The organism is Halopseudomonas sp., assembly GCF_036961105.1.
Taxonomy (GTDB): domain Bacteria; phylum Pseudomonadota; class Gammaproteobacteria; order Pseudomonadales; family Pseudomonadaceae; genus Halopseudomonas.
Window position 1 is genome coordinate 146,594 of record NZ_JBALWW010000002.1, and the last position, 12,362, is coordinate 158,955.

A 12,362-nucleotide genomic window follows, 5' to 3' on the forward strand; every position below is an offset into this window, starting at 1 on the left:
AGGGCCTGCTCAGTTGCCGGAGCGCGGCGGGCCCCGACGCTCACCCTGGGCTGGTCGCTCACCCGGTGCGCCGCGGGGGCCGGCAGGCCTTTCACTTGCCTCTGCAGCACTGGCCTCAGGCTCGGCGCCCGGGATGGTCACCTCCTTGCCGTCGCGCAGCCGGTCCAGGCCTTCCAACACCACCAGCTCACCCGCTTCCAGCCCACTGCTGACAGCTACCCGGTCGTTGGCCGCCGCGCCCAGCACCACTTCGCGCACGTACGCCTTGCCTTCATTGATCACGTAAACATAATTGCGGTCGGTGCCGAACTGCACTGCGTCCGCCGGAATGGTGACCACATCGGCCAGGGTGTTAAGGCGCAGACGTACATTGACGAACTGGTTGGGAAAGAGCGCGTAGTCGTCGTTTTCAAACCGGGCGCGCACGCGCAGGGTGCCGGTGGTGGTGTCAATCTGGTTGTCCAGTGTGGTCAGCTCGCCGGTAGCCAGCACTTCGCTTTCACTGCGGTCCAGAGCCTCGACCTGCAGCTTGCCTTCGCCCCTATAGGCGCTGCGCAGCGTGTTCAGCTCGACTTCCGGCACGGTAAAGTTGACCGCGATGGGTTGCATCTGAGTGATGGTCACCAGGCCTTCGGTATCGCCACTGGAGATCAGGTTGCCCGGATCCACGCGGCGCAGACCCAGACGGCCCGAAATGGGCGCCTCGATCCGTGTCCACGACAACTGCAGACGCGCGTCATCGACCTGCGCCTGATCGGCTCTGATGGTACCCACCAGCTCGTTGACGAGCGCGCGCTGATCACTCAACTGCTGCCTGGCGATGGAATCCTGCTCCCAGAGCTTTTCATAGAGCACCAGGTCGGCGCGGGCGTTTTCCAGCTTGGCGCGGTTCTGCTGCAACTGACCTTCAGCCTGTTCCAGCTGCGCCTTGTAAGGCCGGGGATCGATCTCCGCCAGCAGGTCGCCCTGTTCTACTGCCGAACCCTCTTCAAACACCAGACGATCAAGCACACCGTCAACGCGGCTTTGTACCACTACCGTATTCAGCGGCGTCACCGTGCCAATCGACTTGACCTGAACTTCAAGACTGCCCAGCACGGCGGGCTCGGCGCGCACCACTGCGGGCGCATCCCAGCCCATACGCCGCCAGCTTTCTGCCTGGGTGGGCGCTGGTTCACCCCCAAACTGATACCAGCCAAACAGAATGACAGCCGCAATACCGGCAACCAGAATCAGAAGCTTGCCGTGACGGCGAAGGGAAAATGCTTGGGCCATGAGATCAATATCCGGGTTTACAGCGTGCGTGACAGTGGACGAGCGAATTGAGAAGCTGACTTTAGGGAAGCTTGATTTAGAGCAGTAGCGAATTTACATACCTTTACCTTGGCTTTACATAAGTTTTCCTTTACGACGCGTTACCGCAACCGTCCCGAGTCAGACCTGTGGTTGCCTGATCCGGTCGAGCTCCATCTCGACCACAGCGCCAGCGGCACCGCCGCTGGAGGAGATGGAGCTTATACCTCCCGGCAGGTCTGCCCAGGCGTCAGCCAAGCTTGGCGGGAGTATGCAGGCTGCGCGGCCGGCAAATGATAGTTATTATCATTTGACTGCACAAGCGCGCATTTGCTGCACCGCCTCCTGAACTCTGGCTGTGCTCGTTGACAGCCCGGCGTCAAGAGAACTAGCATCCTGTTACTTTTATCGTAAGCAGTTACGCACATCGTACAGATATTCCGCCAACCCGCGGCAGACATTTACATCTTGCCCAAGCAGGCACCAGACAGGGACAATCTCTCCAGGTGCACGTCTGAACGCCGTGAAGACAAATGCCGGCGGCATTCAAAACTGCAGATAAAACACAATTCGCTTTAGTAATTAACCGAGCCAATAACGTAAAATGCTTCATCCTGGTGATCTGGGAGCGATCGGCTTTAACAGGCAGCTTTCAGCACCGCACGAACACATTAGCCAAGCCAGCATCAGTAGATTAAAGGAGAAGAATAATGAGTCGTCAGGCAAAAGCCGTCGTTTGTCGTGAATGGGGCCAGCCCATTCAGGTGGAAACCATTACCGTCGATGCCCCCAAGCGTGGCGAAGTAACCATCAAGGTAGCGGCCTGTGGCGTCTGCCACAGCGATCATTCAGCCACTACCGGCAAGATCCCTTACCCTGCTCCGCTGGTGCTCGGCCATGAAGCCGCTGGCGTGGTGGTAGAAGTAGGTGAAGGCGTCACCGCACTGAAGGAAGGCGACTATGTGGTCAGCACTTTCATTACCATGTGCGGCAAATGCCGCAACTGTGTGCGCGGCCGCCCGGTACTCTGCGAGAACGCACGCAAGTCGATGGTTACCCTGCCCGACGGTACCGTGCGCACCCACGGCAAGGACGGCGAAGACCTGAACGTATTTGGTGCCTGCGGCGTGATGGCCGAATACGCCACTCTGCACGTCGACAACTGCGTGAAGATCGACGACGACATACCCATGTCGAGCGCCGCGCTGGTGGGTTGTGCGGTCATTACTGGGGTGGGTTCAGTCTTCAATACCGCCCAGCTCGAGCCCGGCTCGCGCGCCGCCGTATTCGGTATTGGCGGCGTGGGTCTGAATGCCATTCAGGGCTGCGTGACTGCCGGCGCTGAAATGGTCATCGCAGTCGATACCAACGCGACCAAGCTGGAAATGGCGAAAGAGTTTGGCGCTACTCATACCATCAACATCACCGAAGTGGATGACGCCAGCAAGGCGATCAAGAAACTCAGTGGTGGCGGTGTGGATTACGCCTTCGAGTGCGTGGGTAATGGCAAGGTGGTCGAGCAGGCATTCAAGGCTCTGGGTCGAGCCGGTACCGTCGTGGTCGTGGGTGTGGCCGACGGCAAGGACACCACTTCGATCAATACCTTCACCCTGCCGGCCGACGAGCGCACGCTAAAGGGTAGCTGGCTGGGTTCGGCCCGTCCGCAGTACGACTTCCCGCGGATTCTCAACCTGTACAAGGCCAACCGCCTGAAGCTGGATGAGTTGGTCACCCAGACCTACAACATCGACGATGCACCCCAGGCCTTTGCCGACATGCTTGACGGCAAGAACGCGCGCGGTGTGATCATTTTCGAGTAAGGCGTTGCAGCTTTAACGCCACCCGAAAAAAGCCCCGGCCAGTCAGCAGACTCGCCGGGGCTTTTCATAATGATCGGCCGGGGACTGCTACTTCAGCTCTCCAGACCCTGCGGCGTCACTATGTTGAAGCTGCCGGAGAACCGATCCAGTGCGCCGAGCATCTGCTTCAATTTATCGCTATCACCAGAGACCTGAATATCGCCCTGCTCCAGCATGCCCGGAAAATCTTCCGGTTGCGCGCCCAGCGGCACCAGCAGCGCAGCGGTCATGGCCACCTCGACATCCGGCTCCGCATGCTTGCGGTGAGACAGATAGGTCAGCACTCCCTCGCGCAGCGTCAGCGCATAATCCTGATCAGTGTCGGAAAACGACCAGTTGATCAGCGTACGCGGCTGGGTCAGCTTGTTCGGATTGAGGCGCACCGCCAGAAAGTCGAAGAACTGCTCGGGCGTGAGTGCATTCATCAGATCGGGCGGCACGCCCAGGCCGCCGCGTGAAGGCCCCTTGCGCACGCCGTGGCGCAACTCCATGGCGCCGGTCAGATAGGCATTGCGCCAGGTGGTGTTTTCGCACTGATAGCCCAGTTGCTCGAGCGCGTCGGCCTGCAGGTGCCGCGCCTCGACGTTGTCCGGCTCGCTGAACACCACCTTGTTGACGATCTCGGCTACCCAGCGGTAGTCACCCTCGGCAAATGACTGGCGCGCCTTGGCCAGCACGGCGGCCGCGCCGCCCATCCACTCGATGTGCCTGCTGGCGGACTCGCGTGTGGGCAAAGGATTCAGGTTGGCCGGGTTGGCGTCGTAGAAGCCCAGATAACGCTGATAAACCGCGCGTACGTTGTGGCTCACCGAGCCGTAGTAATCACGGTTATACCACTTGCGCGCCAGAGAATCGGGCAGCTTGCGCAGCTGATCGGCGATATCCAGTGGCGTCAGGCCGTGGTTAAGCAGGCGCAGCGTGGCGTTATTGAGAAAGGCGTACATGTCGCGCTGGTCTTCCAGAAACACCCGGATGTTGTCCTGCCCCCAGGTGGGCCAGTGATGCTGGGCGAAAAGCACATCGGATTGCGCGCCGTAACGCTCCAGCGTTTCGCCCAGATAGTAGGACCAGATCTTCGGGTCACGCACCTGCGCGCCGCGAATAGTCAGAATATTGTGCTGGCAACGGCAGGCATTTTCCGCCACGCACAGGGCGCGCAATGAGGGAAAGAACAGATTCATTTCCGCCGGCGCCTCGGTGCCCGGCGTCAGCTGAAACTCGATCTCCAGGCCATCAATGACCTGGGTTTCGTATTCTTGCCGAATCAGCACGGTGGGCGGGATGAGCGTAACCGTGCCTTTGGATGTTGCCTTGCCAAGACCAGCATCCACCTGCCCCTTTTCACCCTTGGGCAGCAAGCCGCCATACATGTATTGCGCGCGGCGCCCCATGGCGGGGCCCGCCAGCACATTCTCGCTCACCGCCTCTTCCATGAAACCAAAGGGGGCCACCACGCTGACCCTGCCCGCCTGAACATCGGCCTCGTCTACCACGCCCTTCACGCCACCAAAGTGATCAACGTGACAATGGGTGTAGATCACCGACAGCACCGGCTTTTTCGGGCGGTGCTGAAAGTACAGCTCCAGACCGGCAGCTGCCACTTCGGTGGAGATCAGCGGGTCCATGATAATCAACCCGGTGTCGCCTTCAATGATGTTCATGTTGGACAGGTCAAAGCCGCGAATCTGATAGATGCGCTCAGTCACCTTGAACAGGCCGGCAATATTGTTCAGCCGCGCCAGACGCCAAAGGCTCGGATTGACTGTCAAAGGCGCTCGCACCTCCTGTTCAAAGGCATAGGCATGAAAATCCCAAACCACCGCACCGCTCTTGCGCTCGACCCGTGCAGCGGAGGGCTTGGCCACCAGGCCACGCCAGGCATCGGTAAAATCGGCATCGTCTTCGAAGGGCATGGAGCTCATGCAGGCGTGGTGAAGCCGGGTAGTGGCGGCGGAGGCGTCTTTGGGTAGCAGAGCATTCGCAGAAGCATTTTCGACTGACACGAGGGATCTCCTTGACTGGGATTTCAGCTTGCCGGGGCTATCGCTGGCTAGCTTTTGCAGGCGGCAATTATTACACTCAACGTAATCGTTTACTATATTCGTAATCTTTACCAAAAACTGTCAACCATTATCCGTCGTTCCTACGCTGACCTGACTACTTGCTCTGGACCCATTCGATGCCGCTGCACTATCGCTGCCTCGCGTTGCTGCGCCGCCTGCTGCCTTTTCTGCAGCGGCGGCCACCGCACATGGCCGTTTTAAGAAGCGACGTGATCGCTGGGCTGACCGTGGGCCTGGTGCTCATTCCGCAAGCCCTCGCCTATGCCCAGTTGGCCGGTATGCCTGCCGTGACCGGCCTCTACGCGGCGCTGCTCCCGGGTGTGGTGGGCGCGCTCTTTGGCTCATCGGCCCTATTGGCGGTGGACCCTGTGGCCCTTAGCAGTCTGCTGACCTTTGCCGCACTGCAACCATTGGCCGTGCCGGCTTCGAATGAGTGGGTCACCCTCGCTATCTGGCTTGCCATCTATTCTGGGTTGTTTCAGTTCCTGCTGGGCGCCTTTCGCCTGGGCGTACTGGCGAACCTGGTTTCCAATGCCGTCATCAAGGGCTTTGTGACGGCGGCAGCCATTATCATTGCGCTATCGCAGCTGCCCGCACTGCTCGGCCAGACGCACCTGTGGGGGCTAGGCTGGAGCAGCCTGCCGCTACAGGGCTGGCTCGACTTGGAGGCTGCGCTGAGCGCCGCAGCGGTCGGACTTGGCGCAGTAGCGGCATTGCTCGCATGCAAGCATTACCTGCCGAGATTGCCCGGGATCATGCTGGTATGTCTGGGCGCGCTGATGCTGAGCCAATACCTGGGTTTTGCCGAACGGGGCGGCGCAGTGGTGGGTGAGATCGTCGGCGGCCTGCCGCAACCGAGCCTCCCAGCGACGCTGAGCCTGGAAACCCACCTGCGATTGCTGCTGCCGGCGCTGGTCATAGCGCTGTTGAGTTTTACCGAGGCCATGGCCAGCTGCCGCACGGTAGCGCGCGCAACCCACGAGCCATGGAGTACCAACCAGGAGCTTCTGGGCCAAGGGCTGGCCAAGATCGCCAGCGGCCTGTGCGGCAGTTTTCCGGTCAGCGGGTCATTTTCCCGTACTGCGCTGAACGTCTACAGTGGCGCCAGAACGCGCTGCGCAACGCTGGTCGCGTCAACGGTGGTGCTCTGCTGTCTGATCGGCTTTACCGGCATTCTTTACCATTTACCCAAAGCCGTGCTGGCCGCCATCATCATAGTGCCGGTGTGGCGCCTGATTGACCTGAAAGGAATCAGAAGGCTGCTACACGACAATCCCAGGGATGGCCTGGTCGCCCTCGCCACGCTGATCACCACCCTGCTCAGCGGGCCACACCTGTACTGGGGCGTCATCGTGGGGCTGGCGCTGTCGCTCAGCCTCTTTCTGGCGCGCCACGTGGCACCCCGCATAGTAGAAGTATCCCTGCATGAAAGCGGTGCACTGCGCGACAGGCACCTGTATGACTTGCCGCCGATTGCAGGTCACGTGCTGGCTGTGCGCATGGATGCGTCCCTTACCTACCTCACGGCGCCCGTACTGGAAGCTTACATCCGCAGACGACTGGGCGCCGATCATGCCATCACCTCGGTGCTGGTCTGTGCCTCGGCACTGAATCAGATCGATTCCACCGGCCTGGACACCTTGCGCGATCTGCATCAACTGCTGGCTGCTCAGGGTATAGCGCTGTATTTATCCAGCGCAAAACGACCGGTCCGCGAGGCACTGCACCGATCCGGATTATTGGCAGAGTTAGGCGAGAGGCGCCTTTTTGCCACTGACCTGCAGGCGCTGGAGCACCTTGCTTGCCCAGAGCCCCATCTGGCAGCTATCTGAGCACTGGCCTGGCGATTCTGCTCAGCCTTGCAACGGCCAGTGCGGGGGCAGTTGCAGCGCCTGAACTTCTCTTGCCAGCAGCTCTCCCAGCGCAGTCAGCTCAGCCGAGGTCACTCGAAAGGCCGGCATCATCAAACCCATGACCGCCCGTACTTCGCCTGCCCGATCACGCAATGCCACCGCCACGGAGCAAGCACCTTCGATGCGCTCTCCCATGGACATGGCGTAGCCGCGTCGCCGCGTCTCGGCCAGATCCTCCAGGATGCGCGCCAGCCCATCACTGCGCTCCGGTATCTGTTCATCCATGATGGCTTCCAGGCAGCGGTGCTGGTCTGCCGCCGACATCAGCGCCAGTTCAGCCTTGCCCGCCGCCCCCAGGTGCAACGGAAAGGAGGAGCCGATATCCAGCATGTATCGAATGGGTTTGCTGCTGGGGATGGCGGTGACCACAAACTGGCGTTCGCCGGCGCGCCTGAACAGCGACACCGTCTCATCGGTCCTGGCGTGCAGACTTTCCATCAGCGGACGTACCTGCTGGATCAGGTCGTCGCTGTTGAGAAACGGCTGCACCAATTCCATCAGACCATAGCCAAGACGCCAGCGCCCCTGCGCTGCTGGTTCCAGCAGCTTTTCCTGTTCCAGTGTACCGAGCAACTCTGCTACCGCAGCGGGCTCCAGAACGGCCTTTTCGGCCAACTCATCAACACTGCTGCCAGCGAAGGAGGAGCCGGCAGCGCTCCTCAGCAGCATGACCGCACGACGCACGGCCCCCGTCCCGGTGGAGCGGCCGGTGTGCGAGTAGCGCTTGTCTTCAGGACGGCGGCGGATATAACCCCTGGCCTCCAGCGTCTGCAATATACGAAAAACGATCGGGGTCGACTCATCCATGGCTTTCGCCAACTCCGAGAGCGAGATCGGTGCCGACGATGACTCGATAAGCTCCAGCACATCAAGGGCGCGCGACAGCGTTCTCAATTGGGGGGTTGGGTCTGACACTCTGCCTCCCGGGCACGATTGCAACAGGCATGATTAAAAGGCGCATTACACTGGCATCCCGTCTGGATGTCGAGCGGCCGCCCGCATTTACTTGCCGGTTTTGCTCGCTGAGCCGCATTAATGCGCCAGCACCTGCGAGAGCGCCAGGCGGCGTGTAGCGCACAAAAATTACCTTGTAATAGGAATCATTCTCTTTTAATGTTTCCTACCTGAATTGCCGCCTCCATACACCTGCCGTTTCGACCAAGCATGCCCGCAACTGAAAACACCTCCAGCATCAGTATCACCGCCCTTTACAGCGAGCATCATGGCTGGCTCTTCGCATGGCTGCGACGCAAGCTTGGCTGCGCCGATCAGGCCGCAGATGTAGCGCAGGATACTTTCGTGCGGGTCTTGGTGCGCAATGAAATCATCAGCAATCAGGCACCCAAGGCCTTTCTCTCGACCATAGCCCGCGGCCTGGTGATTGACCATTGGCGCCGCAGTGCGCTGGAAAAAGCCTATCTCGAAGCGCTTGCCCAGTTGCCCGAGCAATATTATCCGTCTGCCGAAGAGCAACATCAGACCTTGCAAACCCTCGAGCAGATCGCGGCGCTACTGGATGGGCTCAAGGCCAAGGTGCGTACGGCCTTTCTGCTTTACCAACTGGGCGGCCTGAGCCATGCCCAGATTGCCGCTGAATTGGGTGTTTCCACGCGCAGCGTGGAACGCTACGTGGCCGAGGCGCTGCTGCATTGCTATCAACTACGTTACGGAGAGTGTTGAGCAGTGCACACAGCCGCGCAGACCGATCAGATCATTCCCACCGCCGTGGTGCGCGCGGCCATCGAATGGCGGCTGAAACTGGATACCGCCGACAATCAGGCGCTGGTCAGTGCACGTATTCAGCGCTGGTGCAAAAAGCGGCCGGAACATGCCCTGGCGTGGCAACGGCTAGGCAATCTGCAAGCGGAGTTTGCCGGTTATGCCGCGACTCTGCCCCGCCGCGAACTGGGCATACCCCTGCTGCAGCGCGCCAGCGTTGATTTGCAGCGCCGCCGGGCACTCAAGTTGCTGACACTCGCGGTTGCCGTTGGCGGACCTGCCGGCTGGCTGGCCAGTCAGAACAGCCGCCTGGTCGCCGATTACAGCGTCGGCACCGGCGAACGCCGACATATTACTCTGGCCGACGGCAGCCAGTTGCTGCTCAACACAGGCTCGGCAGTGGATGTGCGCTTCAGTGCCACACAACGCCTGTTGGTACTGCGCGAAGGCGAAGTGCAAATCCACAGCAGCGCCGATCCGGACAGATTGCGCGCCAGGCCGTTGCGGGTGGAATGCCGCCACGGCTGGTGCGAAAGCGATGCCGGGCGCTTCCTGCTCCGCGACCAGGGCAGTTATAGCGAGCTGCAACTGCAAGAGGGCACCTTGGCACTGGCCACCTACGCGGGCGAAGAGCGTCTGGCTACGGTGGGCCAGCAGTATCAGTTGCATCCCGGCGGGATTGAGACCGTAACAGCGCCGCGCCTCGACCCGGCCGCCTGGACGCGCGGCATGCTGGTGGTCAATGACATTCGTCTGGGCGACTTTGTGCGCGAGCTGGCGCGTTATCGCAACGGCATCATCGGCTGCGACCCGGCGGTGGCCGAGCTGCTGCTGTCGGGGGTATTCCAGCTGGCTGACCAGGATGCCCTGCTCGACAATCTCTCGCGCAGCCTGCCGGTGCGTATCGTTTCGCGCTCGCGCTATTGGGTGCGGGTAGTGGCTGCGCCTGAGCTTGCCGCCTAAGGCCGCGCTCTTTCGTGCGCCCGGCCCTCCATTTGAACGGACAGTCTGGGGGCGAGGAAAATAAATCTTTTTTTGTCGGCTTAAGCGCGCTCGTCCGGTTAGTCAGATACCACTACTCAACTGCCAACGGATTTCATTTATGCGCGCACTAGCAAACGCCCCCCGCCATAGCGGCTTCCGCCTGACCAGCCACTGCGGCGCCGCCATTTGCATGGCAATGGCACTGGCCACTGCCAGCCCCGCGCTGCTGGCGGTGGAAGCCAGCAGCGCCACCAGCAATCAACAGAGCTTCTCGGTGGCGGCTGGCCCGCTGGCGAGCGCGCTCAGCAGCCTGGCCCAGCAAAGCGGCATCAACCTTTCCTTCGCTGCTAGCCAGGTCCAAGGGGTGAGCAGCCCGGGTGCGCGCAATGCCCCTTCGATAGACACAGCGCTGGCACAATTGCTCAGTGGTACCGGCCTGGTCGCGCAGAAAAGCAGCTCTGGCTACGTAGTGGTGGCAGCACAAACAGATAGCAGCGCCTACCGACTCAATCCGCTGACGGTAGAGGCGCAGCGCACCCAGTCGGGGGTAGCACCCGTGCCGGGCTATTTTGCCAGCACCAGCCGCACCGCGACCAAAACCGACACCCCTGTGCTGGAAACCCCGCAGAGCATCAGTGTGGTGACCGCCGAGCAGATTGCCGACCGCAAGGCCGGCACTGTGGAAGAAGCCGTCGCCTACTCTGCAGGTGTCAGCGTGGGCGGCGCCGGCCTGGACCCGCGTTTCGACCAGATCAATATTCGCGGTTATGCCGCAGTAACCAACGCCGACTATCTGGATGGCATGCGTCAGGCAAACAGCGGCTGGCTTTCCTATTTCGCCACTGATCCCTTTGCGCTCGAGCGCATCGAAATCCTCAAGGGGCCAGCCTCCGTACTCTATGGCCAGATCAGCCCCGGCGGCATGGTCAACCGCGTAAGCAAACGCCCGAGCGAAGAAGCCGTAGAGCAGGTCGAGCTGCAATACGGCAGCAACGACCACATGCAAGGCCAGTTCGATATTGGCGGCCGACTGAATGAAAACGGCGATGTGCTTTATCGACTGGTAGCTATTGCGCGAGATGCCGATACCGACATCGAACAGGTCCCCAACAACGTCGGTCTGATTGCGCCCTCACTGACCTGGCGCTTCAGCGAGCAGACCGACTTGACGCTACTGGCCCAATACCAGGACCGAGAAACCTCAGGCTCACCAAGGCCTTACCAGTCAGGAGATACCCTCACCCACTTCTGGGCTGGCGATGAAGACTTCGACAAGCTTGACCAGCAGCAAGCGCAGTTTGGCTACGAGTTCGAGCACCGTTTCAACGACACCTTCAGCCTGCAACACAACCTGCGCTATGGCACCACTGACACCGTCAACCAGTACACCAGCGCCAGCCTGCAAGCGGGCAGCACCAGCGTTCTGGATCGCACGGCCTGGGGCATCTACGAGCAAATGGACTCGGTCACCACCGACACCCGTCTGGTCTCGCACTTTGCCACCGGCGCCCTGGATCACACCCTGCTGACCGGGCTCGACTACGCCTATCTGGATTTTGACGTCGAATATTCCATGGGCGTTGCACCCTCCATCGATATCAACAATCCAGACTATCACCAGCCAATCGCTCGCCCGCGTTCGGTGCTGGTAGACCAGAGTGGCACCACCCACCGCAGCGCCGTCTACCTGCAGGATCAGGTCGCCGTGGGCGCTTGGCGCCTGTCAGCTGGCCTGCGCCAGGACTGGGCCAACACCGAGAAAACCAACAACCTGAACGGCATCAAGAGCAAGACCCATGATGACAAGACCACCGGCCAGCTCGGCGCGCTTTACCTGTTTGATTCGGGTCTGGCGCCCTATGCCAGCTACGCACAATCCTTTTTGCCGCAGACTGGCACAGGTGTTGGCGGGGACGACTTCAAGCCGACCGAAGGCGAACAGTTCGAGCTCGGCATCAAATACCAGCCACCAGGCAGTAGCACGCTGCTGACCGCGTCTCTCTATCACCTGGTGCAGTCCAACTCGCTGACCACGCTGCCCGGTACCGCCTTCAGCGTACAGAAGGGCGAAGAAACCTCACGCGGGCTGGAACTCGAAGCGGTTTCCGACCTTGGCGAAGACCTGCACATGATCGCCAGCTACGCCTTCAATGATGCGGAGGTGACCGAGAGCAACGATGGCGACAAGGGCAACACCCCGATTCTGACCCCACGGCACCTGGCCTCACTGTGGCTTGATTACACTCTGCCGCGTGGCGCCCTGCAGGGGTTGGGCCTCTCTGCTGGCGCACGCTACAACGGCCGCAGCTATGCCAATGCCAGCAATACCGAGAAGAATGAAGCCTACACCCTGGTGGATGTAGCTGCGCACTACGACCTGCGAGGTTCGGCCGACGGCATCCGCTTGGGCCTGAACGCCAGAAACGTCACCGACAAGCGGTACATCTCCTGTGAGGCGGGTTACTGCTATCGCGGTGCCGGCCGTGCCTTGATCGGTAGCGTCAGCTATCGCTGGTGACCATATCAGGGCC

The 12,362-nt window shown here is 60.8% G+C and carries 8 protein-coding genes; 5 read left to right on the forward strand and 3 right to left on the reverse strand.

The window, feature by feature from the left end; translation table 11 throughout:
- Positions 1–9: 9 nt before the first annotated feature.
- Positions 10–1,275: an efflux RND transporter periplasmic adaptor subunit gene (locus V7756_RS03490; protein WP_335608767.1), complete on the reverse strand. Its 1,266-nt coding sequence runs from the start codon at positions 1,273–1,275 to the stop codon at positions 10–12.
- Positions 1,276–2,003: 728 nt separating this feature from the next.
- Between V7756_RS03490 and V7756_RS03495 the strand changes: the two genes are divergently transcribed.
- The gene (locus V7756_RS03495; RefSeq protein ID WP_335608768.1) at positions 2,004–3,113 is read left to right on the forward strand and encodes a Zn-dependent alcohol dehydrogenase; all 1,110 of its coding nucleotides are present in this window, start codon (positions 2,004–2,006) and stop codon (positions 3,111–3,113) included.
- A 92-nt stretch (positions 3,114–3,205) separates the two neighbouring features.
- Here V7756_RS03495 and V7756_RS03500 read toward each other — a convergent pair whose 3' ends face one another.
- Entirely contained in the window at positions 3,206–5,155 is a 1,950-nt protein-coding gene (locus tag V7756_RS03500; protein WP_442908942.1) for an alkyl/aryl-sulfatase, read from the reverse strand.
- Positions 5,156–5,331: 176 nt separating this feature from the next.
- Between V7756_RS03500 and V7756_RS03505 the strand changes: the two genes are divergently transcribed.
- Entirely contained in the window at positions 5,332–7,047 is a 1,716-nt protein-coding gene (locus V7756_RS03505; RefSeq protein ID WP_335608769.1) for a SulP family inorganic anion transporter, read from the forward strand.
- Between the two features lie 21 nt (positions 7,048–7,068).
- Here the strand turns inward: V7756_RS03505 and V7756_RS03510 are convergent, their stop codons facing one another.
- Entirely contained in the window at positions 7,069–8,043 is a 975-nt protein-coding gene (locus V7756_RS03510) for an IclR family transcriptional regulator domain-containing protein (RefSeq protein ID WP_335608770.1), read from the reverse strand.
- A gap of 249 nt (positions 8,044–8,292) precedes the next feature.
- On the opposite strand from V7756_RS03510, the gene V7756_RS03515 reads away from it, so the two are divergent.
- The 3 genes from V7756_RS03515 (at position 8,293) to V7756_RS03525 (ending at position 12,349) form a co-directional block, all read left to right on the forward strand.
- Positions 8,293–8,808: a sigma-70 family RNA polymerase sigma factor gene (locus V7756_RS03515; RefSeq protein WP_335608771.1), complete on the forward strand. Its 516-nt coding sequence runs from the start codon at positions 8,293–8,295 to the stop codon at positions 8,806–8,808.
- 3 nt (positions 8,809–8,811) lie between these two features.
- Positions 8,812–9,810: a FecR domain-containing protein gene (locus V7756_RS03520; protein WP_335608772.1), complete on the forward strand. Its 999-nt coding sequence runs from the start codon at positions 8,812–8,814 to the stop codon at positions 9,808–9,810.
- 139 nt (positions 9,811–9,949) lie between these two features.
- Positions 9,950–12,349 (forward strand): TonB-dependent siderophore receptor, encoded by a 2,400-nt coding sequence (locus tag V7756_RS03525; RefSeq protein ID WP_335608773.1) that lies wholly within the window; start codon positions 9,950–9,952, stop codon positions 12,347–12,349.
- The last annotated feature ends 13 nt before the right edge of the window (positions 12,350–12,362 follow it).